The sequence below is a fragment of the [Pseudomonas] carboxydohydrogena genome (assembly GCF_029030725.1).
GTDB classification, from domain to species: Bacteria; Pseudomonadota; Alphaproteobacteria; order Rhizobiales; family Xanthobacteraceae; genus Afipia; species Afipia carboxydohydrogena.
The window spans coordinates 1,089,282-1,103,684 of record NZ_CP113162.1 but is presented as its reverse complement, the minus strand read 5'-3'; the positions used below and the strand labels follow the sequence as shown (position 1 = coordinate 1,103,684).

The 14,403-nt window shown below is 64.0% G+C and carries 17 protein-coding genes; 10 read left to right on the top strand and 7 right to left on the bottom strand.

Annotation, left to right across the window (positions count from 1 at the left end; all coding sequences use genetic code 11):
- Positions 1 to 81: 81 nt before the first annotated feature.
- The 4 genes from AFIC_RS05320 to AFIC_RS05305 are packed head-to-tail and all read left to right on the top strand — an operon-like array spanning position 82 to position 2,699.
- Complete coding sequence (locus tag AFIC_RS05320) at positions 82 to 843, top strand: SDR family oxidoreductase (RefSeq protein ID WP_275248108.1); 762 nt, start codon at positions 82 to 84, stop codon at positions 841 to 843.
- A gap of 29 nt (positions 844 to 872) precedes the next feature.
- Complete coding sequence (locus tag AFIC_RS05315) at positions 873 to 1,292, top strand: cupin domain-containing protein (protein WP_275248107.1); 420 nt, start codon at positions 873 to 875, stop codon at positions 1,290 to 1,292.
- Positions 1,293 to 1,347: 55 nt separating this feature from the next.
- Complete coding sequence (locus AFIC_RS05310; RefSeq protein WP_275248651.1) at positions 1,348 to 1,794, top strand: carboxymuconolactone decarboxylase family protein; 447 nt, start codon at positions 1,348 to 1,350, stop codon at positions 1,792 to 1,794.
- Positions 1,791 to 2,699, top strand: a complete 909-nt coding sequence (locus AFIC_RS05305) for a sigma-70 family RNA polymerase sigma factor (protein WP_420833368.1) — start codon at positions 1,791 to 1,793, stop codon at positions 2,697 to 2,699. Before AFIC_RS05310 ends, AFIC_RS05305 begins: the two co-directional genes overlap by 4 nt.
- Before the next feature lie 20 nt (positions 2,700 to 2,719).
- On the opposite strand, the gene AFIC_RS05300 is transcribed toward AFIC_RS05305, so the two are convergent.
- Together AFIC_RS05300 and purU are read right to left on the bottom strand one after the other, a co-directional pair.
- Positions 2,720 to 3,901 (bottom strand): ABC transporter substrate-binding protein, encoded by a 1,182-nt coding sequence (locus tag AFIC_RS05300; protein WP_275248105.1) that lies wholly within the window; start codon positions 3,899 to 3,901, stop codon positions 2,720 to 2,722.
- Positions 3,902 to 3,906: 5 nt separating this feature from the next.
- Complete coding sequence (gene purU / locus AFIC_RS05295; RefSeq protein WP_275248104.1) at positions 3,907 to 4,770, bottom strand: formyltetrahydrofolate deformylase; 864 nt, start codon at positions 4,768 to 4,770, stop codon at positions 3,907 to 3,909.
- 123 nt (positions 4,771 to 4,893) lie between these two features.
- Between purU and AFIC_RS05290 the strand changes: the two genes are divergently transcribed.
- Both AFIC_RS05290 and AFIC_RS05285 read left to right on the top strand, forming a co-directional pair.
- The gene (locus tag AFIC_RS05290; protein WP_275248103.1) at positions 4,894 to 5,724 is read left to right on the top strand and encodes a uroporphyrinogen-III synthase; all 831 of its coding nucleotides are present in this window, start codon (positions 4,894 to 4,896) and stop codon (positions 5,722 to 5,724) included.
- 146 nt (positions 5,725 to 5,870) lie between these two features.
- Positions 5,871 to 6,080, top strand: coding sequence for a hypothetical protein (locus tag AFIC_RS05285; protein ID WP_275248102.1), 210 nt, complete (start codon positions 5,871 to 5,873; stop codon positions 6,078 to 6,080).
- Between the two features lie 3 nt (positions 6,081 to 6,083).
- On the opposite strand, the gene ppc is transcribed toward AFIC_RS05285, so the two are convergent.
- Positions 6,084 to 8,894, bottom strand: coding sequence for a phosphoenolpyruvate carboxylase (gene ppc / locus AFIC_RS05280; RefSeq protein WP_275248101.1), 2,811 nt, complete (start codon positions 8,892 to 8,894; stop codon positions 6,084 to 6,086).
- A gap of 120 nt (positions 8,895 to 9,014) precedes the next feature.
- The gene (locus tag AFIC_RS05275; protein ID WP_338063155.1) at positions 9,015 to 9,200 is read right to left on the bottom strand and encodes a hypothetical protein; all 186 of its coding nucleotides are present in this window, start codon (positions 9,198 to 9,200) and stop codon (positions 9,015 to 9,017) included.
- 135 nt (positions 9,201 to 9,335) lie between these two features.
- Between AFIC_RS05275 and AFIC_RS05270 the strand changes: the two genes are divergently transcribed.
- Positions 9,336 to 9,731, top strand: a complete 396-nt coding sequence (locus AFIC_RS05270) for a CsbD family protein (RefSeq protein ID WP_275248099.1) — start codon at positions 9,336 to 9,338, stop codon at positions 9,729 to 9,731.
- A 196-nt stretch (positions 9,732 to 9,927) separates the two neighbouring features.
- Positions 9,928 to 11,694: a chloride channel protein gene (locus AFIC_RS05265; RefSeq protein ID WP_275248098.1), complete on the top strand. Its 1,767-nt coding sequence runs from the start codon at positions 9,928 to 9,930 to the stop codon at positions 11,692 to 11,694.
- Between the two features lie 54 nt (positions 11,695 to 11,748).
- Here AFIC_RS05265 and AFIC_RS05260 read toward each other — a convergent pair whose 3' ends face one another.
- Positions 11,749 to 12,297: a PGAP1-like alpha/beta domain-containing protein gene (locus AFIC_RS05260; protein WP_275248097.1), complete on the bottom strand. Its 549-nt coding sequence runs from the start codon at positions 12,295 to 12,297 to the stop codon at positions 11,749 to 11,751.
- Here AFIC_RS05260 and AFIC_RS05255 point away from each other — a divergent pair.
- Positions 12,284 to 12,502 carry a hypothetical protein gene (locus AFIC_RS05255; protein WP_275248096.1) on the top strand — a complete coding sequence of 73 codons (219 nt, stop codon included), beginning with the start codon at positions 12,284 to 12,286 and terminating at the stop codon, positions 12,500 to 12,502. The two genes, AFIC_RS05260 and AFIC_RS05255, sit on opposite strands and share 14 nt — an antisense overlap.
- A gap of 132 nt (positions 12,503 to 12,634) precedes the next feature.
- Positions 12,635 to 13,219: a protein-S-isoprenylcysteine O-methyltransferase gene (locus AFIC_RS05250; protein ID WP_275248095.1), complete on the top strand. Its 585-nt coding sequence runs from the start codon at positions 12,635 to 12,637 to the stop codon at positions 13,217 to 13,219.
- Here AFIC_RS05250 and AFIC_RS05245 read toward each other — a convergent pair.
- On the bottom strand, positions 13,213 to 14,058 hold the full coding sequence (locus AFIC_RS05245) for a 2-oxo acid dehydrogenase subunit E2 (protein WP_275248094.1): 846 nt from the start codon (positions 14,056 to 14,058) through the stop codon (positions 13,213 to 13,215). The two genes, AFIC_RS05250 and AFIC_RS05245, sit on opposite strands and share 7 nt — an antisense overlap.
- A gap of 13 nt (positions 14,059 to 14,071) precedes the next feature.
- Positions 14,072 to 14,335 (bottom strand): acyl carrier protein, encoded by a 264-nt coding sequence (locus AFIC_RS05240; RefSeq protein ID WP_275248093.1) that lies wholly within the window; start codon positions 14,333 to 14,335, stop codon positions 14,072 to 14,074.
- Positions 14,336 to 14,403: the final 68 nt, after the last annotated feature.

The following is a 14,403-nucleotide window of genomic DNA, read 5'->3' as shown; positions in this document are numbered from 1 at the left end:
GAACGGGCACAACGGCCCCTCCCCTCGCGGACGGCCATCCCTGCCCACCCCCGCTTCGGCGGCAACACACAGGAGGCACCATTGAAGATCGTCGTCATCGGAGGCTCCGGCCTCATCGGCTCCCGGGTCGTGGCCCGGCTGCGCCAGCGCGGCCATGAGGTCCTTGCGGCCTCGCCGTCCACCGGCATCGACACCGTCACCGGCGAAGGGCTCGCCGAGGCTTTTGCCGGGGCGCAGGTCGTGATCGACGTCGCCAACTCTCCGTCCTTTGAGCACAAGGCCGCGATGGCCTTCTTCGAGGCTTCGGGCCGCAACGTGCTGACGGCGGAAAAGGCCGCGGGCGTGAAGCACCACGTCGCGCTGTCGGTGGTCGGTACCGAACGCCTGCTCGAATTCGGATACTTCCACGCCAAGCTCGCGCAGGAACTGCTGATCGAAGCGTCACGCCAGCCTTACACGATTGTCCGCGCCACCCAGTTCTTCGAATTCGTCGGCGGCATCGCGCAAGAAGCGACGCGGGACGATGGCGTCCATGTCTCGCCCGCGAAGATCCAGCCGATGGCGGCCGACGATGTCGCCGCCGCCGTCGCGGATGCGGCCCTTGCGGAGCCCGTGAACGGGATGATCGAGATCGGCGGGCCGGAATCCTTCCAACTCGACCAACTCGTCCGCAAATATTTGAGCGCGAAAAAGGACGGTACAACAGTCATCACCGATCCCGACGCACGCTATTTCGGCATCAGGCTCGACGACCGCTCGCTGACGCCGGATGCCGGCGCCCGTCTCGGCACCATCACGTTCAAGGAATGGTTGCAGCGCGGGCAGAACGCCGCCGCCGTGTAATCCGCACTTCACCCGACAGGAGTATGACAATGATCAAGACGTTTATTTGTGCTGCCGCCATCAGCTTCCTGCTTGCAGGGGCCGCAACCGCTCACGACATGACCGACGACAAATCGAAGGTCACGGTGGTGTTCGACCACATATTGCCGAATGTGAAGGGCAAGAGCATGAAGGGTGTGCTGGTCGAGTATCAGTCCGGCGGCTCGTCGCCCGCGCACACGCATCCGAAATCGGCCTTCATCTATGCCACCATCCTGAAAGGAGCGATCCGGAGCAGCGTGAACGGCGGACCGGAAAAAACCTACCACGCAGGAGAGAGTTTCTATGAAATGCCGGGTGATCGCCATAGCGTCAGCGAGAACGCAAGCGACACCGAACCGGCGAGCCTGCTCGCGGTATTCGTTGTCAACACCGATGAAAAGGTCCTGACAACACCGATCACGAAATGAAACCGATTACGGGCTGACTGACACGACCGTTACCCAAAAGGAGACCGTGATGAGCATGACACCTCGCATTGAAGCCCCCTACAAACCGGCGCCTGACGCCATCAAGGCCATGATGGCGCTTGAAGCCGCCATCAAGGCCAGCACTCTCGAGCCTGCCCTAATCGAACTCGTGAAGATGCGCGCGTCGCAGATCAACGGCTGCGCCTTCTGCCTGCACATGCACTCGACCGACGCCCGCAAGGGCGGCGAGACCGAGATGCGGCTTTATCTGCTCAGCGCCTGGCATGAATCCTCCCTCTACACGCCGCGCGAGCGCGCCGCATTGGCCTGGACCGATGCACTGACCCTGATTTCGGAAACCGGTGCGCCGGATGAAGACTGGGACGAGGTGAAGGCGCATTTCAGCGAAGCCGAACAGGTCAACCTCACGCTGCTGATCGGCGCGATCAACGCGTGGAACAGGTTTGCGATCGGGCTGCGCATGCAGCACCCGAAGGGATGAACGTGCGGCAGCCTGACGGCATAACCGGCCTGTTCGAGACGCAGCGGCCCCGGCTGGTGCGTCTCGCTTATCGCATGCTCGGCTCGCTCGCCGAAGCCGAGGATGTGGTGCAGGACGCATGGTTGCGCTGGCAGGATGTCGACCATGCCAAGGTCGAATCCGCTCCCGCGTTTCTCTCGCGCATCGTCACGCGGCTTTGCCTCGACGTGATGAAATCCGCGCGCGTGCGCCGCGAATCCTATGTCGGCTCGTGGCTGCCCGAGCCGGTGATCGAGGAGGATGACGGCCCGGATGAAGACAATCTCACGCTCACGCTGATGCTCGCGCTGGAACGGCTCTCGCCGCTCGAACGCGCGGCCTTCCTGCTTCACGACGTGTTCGGCGTCGCGCTGGACGAAGTCGCGACCACCATCGAACGCGAACCCGCCGCCGTCCGGCAACTGGCGACACGGGCGCGCCAGCACGTTCAGGACGCACGCCCCCGTTACACGGTTGCGCAGGACGAGGGCAACCGCATCGCCGAGGCTTTCTTTACGGCGTCGCGCAGCGGCGACACCGACGGACTGCGCGCGCTCCTCGCGCAGAATGTCGTGGTGCGCTCCGACGGCGGCGGCAAGGTTCACGCTTTCCTCAATCCGATTGTCGGCTTGAGCGCCGTGCTGCGGATGTATGAAGGCCTGACGCGGAAGCTCGGCGTCAGGGACGGCGGCTTCTACAAGCCGGTGCGGATCGACGGCTTGCCGGGCTATGTCAGCTATGAGCGCGACAACGTCTTCCAGACCACGGCTTTCGAGATCGAGGACGGCAAGATCGTGACCGTCTACATCACCCGCAATCCCGACAAGCTGCGGCATGTCGCGAAGGCGTTCGCCATCACGGCACCGGAGTCGCAATTGCGGAACTAGGCAGCGGGCTGCCGCGCGGATCAGCGCTCGCGGCCGGAATTGTTCGGGTCTCTGACATTCTCGAAGGTTGCGAACTCGACGTTCTGCTTTTCACCGCCTACGTCCTCGACCTTGCGCATATAGATGTTCTGCACCACCTCGCGGCTGTGCGGATCGATCGCAAACGGGCCACGCGGGCTTTTCCACTCCGCTCCCTTCATGGCCTTGAGAAGGCCCTCACCGTTCGTCTCGCCCTTCGTGGCCCGCAGCGCCTCGCAGATCAGGCGGGTGCCGTCATAACCGCTCACCGCCATCGCGCCCGGCGTCTCGCCATAGGCCGTGCGATACGCTTCGACGAATTGCTTGTTCGCGCGCGACGGGTGCGCGGCGGAATAGAAATGCGCGGTCACGATTCCGAGCGCGGAGGGGCCGAGGGTCTTCAGCATGGAATCGTCGGTGAGATCGCCTGTCGCGATCAGTCTGATGCCGTCTTTCGCAAGTCCTTGCGCGGCGATGGCCTCCAGCACCTCGCGGGCCTGCCATGGCGCCACGAACACGAACAGCGCGTCGGGCTTCGTGCCCTTGATCTGCATCAGCGGTGGGCGAAGGTCGGCCTCGGTCAGCGGAATCCTGTATTCGTCGTTCACGATACGCTCGTCACCGACAAACGCTTTCGAGAACTCCCTCAGCGCGTCGTTGCCCGGCGCGTAATCGGAGATCAGCGCGGCGGCGTTGCGGATGCCGTTCTTCGCCGCCCATTTGCCGAGCGTCGCGGCGGACTGCGCGAGCGTCGCGCCGCTGCGCACGATGAAGGGCGAGCGCGTGGCGACGAGCGATGTCTGCGCGCCCATGACCACCATCGGAATCTTCGCGTTGGTCGCGAATGGCGCGGCAACGGCGGCGGCGGGCGATGTGCCGAAGCCCGCCAGCACATCGACCTTGTCTTCCTCGATAAGGCCCTTGACCTCATCGCGGGTACGATCGGGATTGCCCTCGTCGTCGCGGACGATCACCTCGATCCGCGTGCCCTCGATGGTGTCGCCGTTCTGTTCAAGATAAAGCCGCAGCGCGTTGTCGATCTGCGTGCCCGTCCCTGCGAGCGGGCCCGACAGCGGCAACACGAGGCCGACCTTCAGCGTCGGCTCGGCGGCGGCGGCCGGTTGTGCGGCCAGCGTCAACGCCGCCAACGCAACGCAGAAGATGGTCCGCAGCGACAACGCCATCGCGCTCAATCCTTGAACACCACCGTCTTGCGGCCGTTGAGAATGACGCGATCCTCCAGATGATAGCGCAGGCCGCGCGCCAGCACCTGCCGCTCGATGTCCGCGCCCTTACGCACCAGAATCTCGGGCGGATCGCGGTGGCTGATGCGTTCGACATCCTGCTCGATGATCGGGCCTTCGTCGAGATCGCCAGTGACGTAATGCGCGGTCGCACCGATCAGTTTCACGCCGCGCGTGTGCGCCTGATGGTAGGGCTTGGCGCCCTTGAACCCCGGCAGGAACGAGTGATGGATGTTGATGCAGCGGCCCGACAGCTTGGACGCGAGGTCGTCGGAGAGAACCTGCATGTAGCGCGCCAGCACGACGAGATCGGTCTTCGTCTCCTGCACGAGTTTCCAGATCTGCGCTTCCTGCTCCGCCTTGGTGTCGCGGGCCACCGGCAGGTAATGGAACGGGATGTCGCCGAACTCGATGCCCTCATAAGTCTCGCGCGGATGGTTGGAGACGATCGCGGTCGGCACCATCGGCAAGTCGGTATAGCGCCATCGGTACAGCAGATCGGCCAGACAGTGCGTCGATTTCGACACCATCAGCATGACGCGCTGATGCTCGCTGCGGTCGCGCAATTGCCAGGTCATGTTGAACGGCACCGCGATGGCGCCGAAGCCGCCGCGCAGCGTCGCGAGGTCGGACGAGCCGTCCACCGTGTTGAACGTCACCCGCATGAAGAAACGGCCGGTCTCGGTGTCGTCGAACTGCTGGGCGTCGAGAATGTTCTGCCCGCTGGCGAACAGGAAGGTGGACACGGCGGAGACGATTCCGGGGCGGTTGGCGCAGGACAGGGTGAGGACGAATTGCTGGGCGGGCATAGGGCTGATCTTTGACAGAGGGGACGAAAACAACCTTGCTCTAGCACCCGCCTCCCCTTGCGCCAATCCTGTCCGCACCGACATGATGAAGGAAAGATACCCAAGTCATTTCCTTGAGGCACAATGGCCGGCAGACTAAGCGGATACCGCATCCTCATTCTGGAAACCCGCGAGGAGGCGCAGTTTTCCCGCCTGCTGCGGGATCAGGGCGCGGACGTGCTTCAGTGCCCGATGTTCACCATCGAGGACACGCCCGATCAAAACGCGGTCGGCGCATGGATCAGGAGCGCGATCGATCAGCCGTTCGACGATCTGGTGCTGATGACCGGCGAAGGCGTGCGACGGCTGGTGGCAGCGGCGAAGCGGCTGGGGCTGGAAAACGAATTCATTGCCGCGCTCGCCCGCCCCCGCAAATTCGCGCGCGGCCCCAAGCCCGTGAATGCGCTGCGCCCGCTTGGGCTCCTTGCAGACACAGTGGTGGAGCCGCCGACCACCGAAGGCATCATCGCCACGCTCGCCCGCGCCGATCTCAAGGGTCACCGCGTCGGCTTGCAGCTTTATCCGGAGAAGGATCACGGTCCCCTGCTCGCGGCGGTGCGCGACGCTGGCGCGATGCCCGTTCCGGTCGCGCCTTACGTCTACGACACGAAGGCGGCGCAACCGAACATCGCCGCCGCCATCGGCGAGATCGCGGCGGGCCGTGTCGATGCCGTCGCGCTGACGAGTTCCGGTCAGGTCCGGCGGCTGGTGGAAGCCGCGTGCACGGAAGGAGCCGAGGAGGAGTTGCGGCGGGGACTGGCGCTGACGCCGGTCGCCTCCATCGGGCCGGTCGTCTCGAACGAATTGCAAGCCTATGGCCTGCAAACCGATATCTCCCCCGCAGGCGATGCGTTCTTCATGAAGCCGTTGATCCAGGCCATGATCGCGCGGCTGACGCAGACGCCGCCGCGCTGAGATTCACGATTCTGTAAAGAAGTCTGCGGCCACACGCCTGTGGACGACGGCGCGAATCCACAATTCCCGGCGGACAAGGGCAGAACGATTTGGCAACCTGCGCGTTGAGGTGAACGCAGCCGACCAAACACATACGGAGCCGCATCATGACCTCCGCCCAGACCGTCACCAAACCTGTTGCGACAGGCGTGTCATTCGAGGAACAGATTCGACAGGCCCGCGCGCTGGTCGGCGAAGGACGCAGGCTCCTGCACATGGCGAACCGCGATCTGCGCACCGGCAATATTCTGGTGCGCCGCGGCCATCAGCGCCTCACCGACACCGAGGCCTATTTCCGCCGGACGATGGGGCGGTGAGGTTTAGCCGCTATTGCGCAATCCCGCCGAGATGCCGTTGATCGTGATCTGGATGCCGCGCAACACCTGCGGGTCCTCGTTCTTGGAACGATAGGCCTTGAGAAACTCGACCTGCACATGGTTGAGCGGATCGAGATAGGGAAAGCGGTGACGGATCGAGCGTTCCAGCAGCGGATTGTGCCCGAGCAGCCGGTCCTGCTCCATGATCTTCAGCAGCCAGCCGATCGAATTCTGCCACTCGGTGCGGATGCGCAGGAAGATGGTGTCGCGCAGCGTCTTGTCCGGCACCAGTTCGGCATAGCGCGAGGCGACCGCGATGCTGCTCTTGGACAGCACCATGTCCATGTTCGACAACAGCATGCCGAAGAACGGCCACTCGCGATAGAGTTCGCGCAAGAAAGGCAAGCCCTTGTCCGGGTTCTTGCCGATCCACTCGCTGACCGCGCTGCCGAAGCCGTACCAGCCCGGCAGCATCAGGCGGCACTGCGCCCATGAGAACACCCACGGGATCGCGCGTAGGTTCTCGATCCGCCGCGTCTTGCTGCGTGACGCCGGACGGCTGCCGATATTGAGCGACGCGATCTCGTTGATGACGGTTGAGGCCCAGAAATATTCCTCGAAGCCCTCCGTCTCGTAGACGAGTCCCCGATAGGAGGCGAAGGCGAGCGCGGACAATTCCTCCATCGCGGCGAGATATTCCTGGCGCGGCGCGGAGTGCTGCGGCTGCAACAGGCTTGCTTCCAGCGTCGCGGCGGCGAGGATTTCCAGATTCTGCCGGCCGACTTCCGGGTTGGTGTATTTCGACGAGATGATCTCGCCCTGCTCCGTGATGCGGATCTGTCCCTGCACCGCGCCGCCCGGCTGCGCCAGAACCGCCTCGTAGCTCGGGCCGCCGCCGCGACCCACCGAGCCGCCACGGCCGTGAAACAGCCGGAGCCGCACGTTATGCTTCGCGAACACCTCAACGAGGCTGATTTCGGCCTTGTACAATTCCCAGCCCGAGGTGACGAAACCGCCATCCTTGTTGCTGTCGGAATAGCCCAGCATCACTTCCTGAATGCCGCCGCGGCTATCGACCAGACCGCGATATTCCGGCAGCGACAGCGCGCGGTCCATGATGCCGGCGCAATTGCGCAAATCCTCGATGGTCTCGAACAACGGCACCAGATTGATGTGGCTCGCGCCATTGGTGTCGATCAGGCCGACTTCCTTGAGTAGAACCGCGATTTCGAGAAGATCGGAAACGCCCTCCGACATCGACACGATGCTCTGCGGAATGCATTGACGCCCGAACCGCGCATGGGCCTCGGCGGCGGCCCGCAGCACCGCGAGTTCGCCGCTCGTCTCCTCGCCATAGTTGACGAAGGGCGAGACCAGCGGACGCGCGGTGTGAAGTTCGCGCACCAGCAACGCACAACGCTGATCTTCCGACAGGTTCAGATAGTTCGTGCCCGGCGCGACCACCTCGAACAATTCCGCGATGGTGCGCTCGTGCACCGCCGAATTCTGCCGCAGGTCGAGGCTCGCGAGATGGAAGCCGAAGCAATCCACCGCACGACGTATCCGCCGCAAGCGGCCCCGCGCGATCACGCCTGAGCCGTTTTCGATCAGCGAACGGTTGATGATGTCGAGATCGGCGCGGAGGACCTCGACGCTTTCGTATGGCTGTACCCCGTCCGGGACGGGGCGGCCGGTGACACGCACGCCGAATTCGCGCGCCGTCGCCTTCAGCCGCGCGAAAACGCCGTTCACGGCGCGGCGATAAGGCTCGCGATCGCGATGCGCGGAAACAGCAGGCGAGCGCTCGTTCAGCGCCAGCAATTCCGGCGTCACCTTCACGAGATCCACCGCGAGAGACAATTCGCCGTAGAGCTTGCGCAGTTCGTCCACGTAGAAATTCAGCACCCGCTCGCATTGCAGTTGCAACGTGCCGCGCAAGACGTCGGCGGTGACGAACGGATTGCCGTCGCGGTCGCCGCCGATCCAGCTTCCCATTTTCAGGAACGAGGCCAGTTCTTTTCCGTCCTCGCCGGCGCCGAGGCGGTCTTCCAGCAGGCTCAACAGGCGCGGCAACTGCTTGAGGAAGGTGTAATCGTAGAACGACAGGCCGTTCTGCACTTCGTCCAGCACGGTGAGCTTGGTCCGGCGCAGAAGGTTGGTCTGCCACAGCGTCAGCACGCAGCGACGCAGTTGCTCGTCATTGTCGGCAAGCTCCTCCGCCGTCATCTGGGTGCGGTCGCGCTCTTCCAAAAGCGCCGCGATGTCCATTTCGCGGTCGATGGTGCTCTTGCGGCGCACCTCGGTCGGATGCGCGGTCAGAACCGGGCTCACCAGCGCATTGTCGAAGAAGTCGCGCAACTGCTTCGTCGAGAAGCCCGCCTCGCGGGCGCGCTCCACCGTTCCGGCCAGCGTCGTCGCCGCCGTGGCCAGCCCCGCCCCGCTCTGGATGCGGGTCTGGCGGATGTGGTTCTGGTCCTCGGCGATGTTGGCGAGGTGGGAGAAATAGCTGAAGGCGCGCACGATCCGCACCGTCTCGGCGATGGAACGGCCGTCCAGCATCGCCTCCAGTTCATGGCGGGCGCCGATGTCCTCGTCGCGATGGAAGCGGATCGATGCCTGGCGGATGCTTTCCACCAGATCGAAGACATCATCGCCTTCCTGATCGCGAACCGTGTCGCCCAGAATGCGCCCCAGCAGCCGGATTTCCGCGCGCAATTGAGCGTCGGCCTCGGACAAGGAAGCGTCTTCCCGGCCGGGAAGATCGCTGGGGCGTGAAACAGGCTTTCGCTCGAAAGCCGAGACGTCGGACGACATTGGGGGATGCGCTCTCAAAAACTGCTTTCGACTTTCGTCGCAATTTTTGCAGGGCAGCGCAAGATAGTTTCATCTTTTGAAAAGATGCCCCTTCGTCAGCTTCCCGGACACGATTACCCCTTAGCCCGGCTTCTTCGGCGCTCCGGCTTTTTTCGTCGGCTGCGTGACGCTCACCGGATCGGATGCCGGAAACGTATCCCGCAGCCCCTTGTCGAGCTCCTTTTTCGCACGGCGATCTTCCGCCGCAGCCTTGTGCGGATTGTCGGCGTGCTTGTCGTGCGGGGCCGGATCGAATTTGTCGTCCATCGCGCTCTCCTTGAATGCCTGCAATTCAGTTGGTGCGGTTTCATTGGCAATGTCCTGCGGCAAGGGATGTTCCGGCGGGACAGCCGGAACCTGCGGGGCATCAGGCCGTTGGCGTGGTCGAACAAGGAGCACGTCATGGACGAAAAGCGTTTGGAAGGCGCGGCCAATTCGGTCGCGGGCAAGGCCGAAGCAGCATATGGGCGGCTGACGGGCGATGCGGCGGCGCAGGCGAAGGGCGGTGCGCGCGAGGCCGCCGGCGCCGTGCAGCGGATTTATGGACAGGCCAGGGATGCCGTCGCGGATGCCGCGGACAATCTTGGCGATACCGCGTCCGATCTCGCCTCGCAGGCGGCCGAAACAGCCGGGCAATATTACCGGCAGGGCAATCGCGCCATCGCCTCAACCATCAGGCATCAGCCGCTGGGCGCGCTTCTTGCCGCCGGCGCGGCCGGCTTCGCGCTCGCTCTGCTGATCAACCGTCCGCCGGCATGGCGGCGCCAGCGCTGGAGCGGCCTGCGCGATTGGCGATAGCCCCGGCCGTCGCGCATTCCAAACCGGCACCGACCCGCATCGCCGGACAGACTGCGCGTTTATTCCTGTTTCCGAAATGACCACCGCCAGCGGTCACTTCAATTTCGCAATTCAATCCCAGTCCATTCCCATGCCGTTTTCGTTGCTGTAGAGAACGCAAAACCCCGGCACGGCGCCGGGGCGCATGCGTTGAATCATGACGGCACCTGCCTCGAAATTGTATCTGGAAGCGCCGCGCCGTTTGCGGGCACTGGTCCGCGCGCGGGAATCGAGCCTGATCGTTCTTGCGGCGATCGTCGGCATCCTGGGCGGCCTCTTCGTGGCGTTGATGAGCCGTTCCGTCGGCCTGCTGCACGAGGTCCTTTTCAACATTCCCCATGGCGAACGGCTGTCGTCCCAGTCGGTCCTGGAGCCGATGCGCGCCGTACTCATGCCGACATTGGGTGGCCTCCTGTTCGGCCTGTCGTTGCTGGCCTTGCATCGCTGGCGGCCCGGCCGGGAGATCGACCCCATCGAAGCCAATGCGCTGCATGGCGGCAAGATGTCGTTCCGCGGCAGCATCGTCGTCGCCCTGCAAACCATCTGGTCGAGCGGCGTCGGCGCCTCGGTCGGCACCGAGGCAGGCTATACCCAGATATCGAGCGGCACCGCCTCCATGCTCGGACAGGCGTTTCACCTGCGCCGCTCCGACCAGCGCATCCTTGTGGGATGCGGCTCCGCCGCCGCCATCGCGGGCGCGTTCGGCGCGCCATTGGCGGGAGCCTTCTACGCCTTTGAACTGATCGTCAGCGGCTATACGCCCGCGAGCCTCGCCCCGATCGGCGTCGCCTCGGTCATCGGCTATGCCGTGGCCCATCAGCTCGCGCCGACCGTCCCCGGCATCATTCTCAGCCAGGTCGGAACGGTTACCAGTCAGGACATTGCCATCGCCCTGGCGCTCGGCTTTCTCTGCGCGCTGGCCGGCATCGCCGTGATGCGCGCGGTCGCGATATGGGACATGGTCATGTCACGCTCGCGGCTGTGGTTGCCGTTGCGTCCGACCCTCGGCGGCCTCGTCATGGGGCTGTTCGCACTACAGGCCCCTCAGGTGATGTCCTCGGGCCATGGCGCGCTGCATACCACCAATGTGGTCACGCTGCCGGTCTTGATGGTCGCGTTCCTGTTCGCGCTCAAAATTCTCGCTTCGGTGATCTCTCTCGGCTCGGGCTTTCGCGGCGGCCTGTTCTTCTCCTCGCTCCTGACCGGCGCGCTCGGCGGCCACCTGTTCGCGGCGGCCATGAATACACTGGTGCCGTCGCTGCACCTCGACATCAGCGTCTATGCCGTCATCGGCATGAGCGCGCTATCGGCCTCCGTGGTCGGCGGGCCACTGACCATGACCTTCATCGCGCTGGAGACCACCGGCAATCTCTGGCTGACGACGGCCGTGCTGATCGCGGTCATCGTCTCGACACAGGTCACGCGCGAACTGTTCGGCTACTCCTTCGCGACATGGCGCTTCCATCTGCGCGGCGAAACCATCCGCAGCGCCGCCGACATCGGATGGATTCGCGATCTCACTGTCGGCCGCATGATGCGCGGCGACATCACCACCGTGCCGGTAGCGATGCCGATCGAGACCTTCCGCAACAGCTACCCGCTCGGCTCGAAAACACAGGTGATCGCGGTGGATTCCGGGCAGAAATATGCGGGCATCGTCTTCGTCGCCGACGCCTATGCCTCACTCGACACGCCGGCCGACATCGTCGGCGACATCATCCGCTATCAGGGCGCCTGCCTGTTGCCCGAGATGAACGCGCAGGATGCGGTAGCGGCGTTCGACCGCGCCGAGGCGGAATCGCTCGCGGTGATCGACAAGGCCGATACGCGCCGCGTCATCGGTATCCTGACGGAGGCGCATGCGTTGCGCCGCTATGCCGAGGAAACCGATCGTCACCGCCGCCACTCAATCGGCGAGGCATAAAAAAATCCGCGCGAACGCATTGCGCCCGCGCGGATCGTCGTCGTTGAGCAGAACTTAATGAATGGCCGGCGTTGCCGACGCGGAATGCTGATGCGCCCCGGCAGCAACCTTCGGCGCGCGATGACCGCCGCGAAGCGCCGCCAGAATCTGGCCCATCGTCTTCGCTTCCAGACGTGGCGACTTGTCCATGTTGAAATGATTGATGTTCGGGTCCTGGCTCAGATTGACGTTGGTGATCGCCGCGCGCGAACCCGGACCGCGCACCGCGATGCCGCCCACGACGCCGTAATAGTTCACCACGCGGGCGACATTGGCCGGAATCACCTGGTTGCCGGGCGGGCCGTAATTGACGATCAACGCCACCTTGGCGCCTTGCTGCTGCATGATCTCGGCCATCTGGGTCGAGGCCGCGCCGCCGAGCGAGTGGCCGACGATGACGATGGGACCCTTGCCCGCCTTGTAGAGCCGCGCCGCCTCGATCGCGAGGCCAGCAGCCTCGCTGTGATTGGCGACCGTCACCGGAATGTGGCGGCGATTAAGCTCGGCCGCGTAATTATCGAGGCCGGTCGAAAACACGTTCGCAAGGCCCTTGAGCAAATACACATGGCCCGGCGCCGCCTGGGCGCTCACCGGAGCAAAAATCAATCCGACTGCAAAAACAATCGCCAACCAGAACGTGCGCATCTTCCACCGTCATGAAAAGGGGTTGTCCCAACGGGCGTCACTTAAAATAGCCGACGGCGTGAAATCAAGCCGCCCGCCGCCGTTCCGCCGCATGTCCGTCTTTATCGCCATGCGTGTTGCATAATTCGCTCACCCGGGAACCGAATCGGTCGGACTTTGCGACATTCCGGTAACGCCCTGCGGGTGGCTTTCAGCGCCGGAGTATGGGATAGAGCCCCGTTTCATTTGGTACCTTTTTGGGCAGAACAGGACGACCGTGCTTCTTCTGGCGAGCAAGATTATCTGGGCCATCGGCGTGGTGGGATGGTTCATCATCCGCCTGCCGCATGATCGCCGCTCGAAGCGCACGCCGAAAGCCCGCAACGCCTCGGGACTGCGCGAAAAACTATTGCTCGGCACCTCGACCACCGGGCTCGGCATCCTGCCCGCGCTCTATGTGTTCGGCCACGCCTTCCGCTTCGCCGATTACCCGCTGCATCCGCTTCAGGTCGTGATCGGCGGCCTCATTTTCGCGGCCGCGCTGTGGATGTTCTATCGCACCCACAAGGATCTCGGCCGCAACTGGTCGGTCACGCTCGAAGTCCGCGAGCAACACCGGCTCGTCACCGAAGGCGTCTACAACCGCGTTCGCCACCCGATGTACGCCGCTTTCTGGCTGTGGGCGCTGGCGCAGGCGTTCCTGCTGCCGAACTGGATCGCTGGCCCGGCGGGCCTGATCGGTTTCGGAACCCTGTTCTTCATGCGCGTCGGGCGCGAAGAGCAGATGATGCTCGACACTTTCGGCGACGAATATCGCGCCTACATGCAACGGACCGCGCGCGTGGTGCCGGGCATCTACTGATCTGCTGGCGTGACCGCAAGCCGCTCGGGATTTTGCAGCGTTTCGCGCATGGCGGCGAGAAAGCGCCCGATCTGATAGGCGTCCGCGAGCCGGTGGTCGGCGCGCATGAACAGCGGCATCACGCGAATTTCGACCGGCGCGCTGTCGCGCATCACCAGTTTCTTTTCCACCGGCCCCAGCGTCAGGTTGAGCGAGTCGCTGCCATCGGCGAAACGGCTCGGCTTGTAGCTGCGCATCGGCGGCGAGCCCGCGTGCGAAAGATCGTTCACCATGGCGCTGCCGCCGCGCAGTTCGTCGAGACGGCTGACCGCCGGCAGATGGAAGTGGCGGTCGAGCAAGCCGTAGAAACGCATCATCTGGCGAAACCAGAACGCCGGCACCTTGCGCATCCGCGCCAGATCGCGGTCGCGGCCGCCGTTGCCGCGCGCGGCCTCCAGCAAGCGCCGCCAGACTTCGGCGGCGATCTCCTCGACGCTTTTCTTGTCCGGCGACGTCACCAGCAGCAGATCGATTTCGCCCGCCTTGCGATGGAAGAACGCCATGCGAATGCCGATATCGCGAAAGCGGTAGACGCGGCGTCCGACGACGCGGGTGTTCATCTCGGGGAATTGCGCGAGTGCAAGGCCGGTGGCGCGGATCAGCGCATGCGCGGTGGTCAGGATGGTGCCGCCCTTGCGATTCTTCTCCTGAAGAAACGCAAGCAGCGCATCGGCCTCGAATTCGGTGCCCATCACGATCACCGGATCGACATGGCTCGCCTTCGGCGCGTGCAGGTAATAGCGGTTGTAGAGCGGGATGTCCGCGTTCGGCAGCGGGCGGCTGACGAGAGGCCATTTCATCGGTGCGCGGCCCTTATGCCCGCGCCGACGCGACCTGGCTCATCACCAGATCGACGATCGCTGCGGGCGAACGGAAATGCGCAGGCCCAACATGCTCGCCGCCGAGCTTGATGCCGTAGCGCTCCTCGATCTGAAAAATCACATCGATCAGCAGCAGCGAATCCAGAAGCCCCTCCTCCAGCAGATCGGTGTCGAGCGCGAGGCCGGGATAATTCGGGCAACGCGACGCCACGAACTTCAGAATATCGGCCTCGACCTGTGTCCGCTCCGGCGTCATCTCACGCGATCTCCACTCAATCCCCGCGCGGCTGCGCGAGGCCTCTCATAGCCCAATTTCAAGGAAAA

Coding starts and splice junctions, on each gene's coding strand:
- ppc (WP_275248101.1), bottom strand. CDS start 8,894: ATGTCGTCCGACGTCTCGGCTTTCGAGCGAAAGCCTGTTTCACGCCCC.
- AFIC_RS05305 (WP_420833368.1), top strand. CDS start 1,791: ATGAACGTGCGGCAGCCTGACGGCATAACCGGCCTGTTCGAGACGCAG.
- AFIC_RS05285 (WP_275248102.1), top strand. CDS start 5,871: ATGACCTCCGCCCAGACCGTCACCAAACCTGTTGCGACAGGCGTGTCA.
- AFIC_RS05245 (WP_275248094.1), bottom strand. CDS start 14,058: ATGAAATGGCCTCTCGTCAGCCGCCCGCTGCCGAACGCGGACATCCCG.
- AFIC_RS05310 (WP_275248651.1), top strand. CDS start 1,348: ATGACACCTCGCATTGAAGCCCCCTACAAACCGGCGCCTGACGCCATC.
- purU (WP_275248104.1), bottom strand. CDS start 4,770: ATGCCCGCCCAGCAATTCGTCCTCACCCTGTCCTGCGCCAACCGCCCC.
- AFIC_RS05265 (WP_275248098.1), top strand. CDS start 9,928: ATGACGGCACCTGCCTCGAAATTGTATCTGGAAGCGCCGCGCCGTTTG.
- AFIC_RS05315 (WP_275248107.1), top strand. CDS start 873: ATGATCAAGACGTTTATTTGTGCTGCCGCCATCAGCTTCCTGCTTGCA.
- AFIC_RS05270 (WP_275248099.1), top strand. CDS start 9,336: ATGGACGAAAAGCGTTTGGAAGGCGCGGCCAATTCGGTCGCGGGCAAG.
- AFIC_RS05240 (WP_275248093.1), bottom strand. CDS start 14,335: ATGACGCCGGAGCGGACACAGGTCGAGGCCGATATTCTGAAGTTCGTG.
- AFIC_RS05290 (WP_275248103.1), top strand. CDS start 4,894: ATGGCCGGCAGACTAAGCGGATACCGCATCCTCATTCTGGAAACCCGC.
- AFIC_RS05275 (WP_338063155.1), bottom strand. CDS start 9,200: ATGGACGACAAATTCGATCCGGCCCCGCACGACAAGCACGCCGACAAT.
- AFIC_RS05300 (WP_275248105.1), bottom strand. CDS start 3,901: ATGGCGTTGTCGCTGCGGACCATCTTCTGCGTTGCGTTGGCGGCGTTG.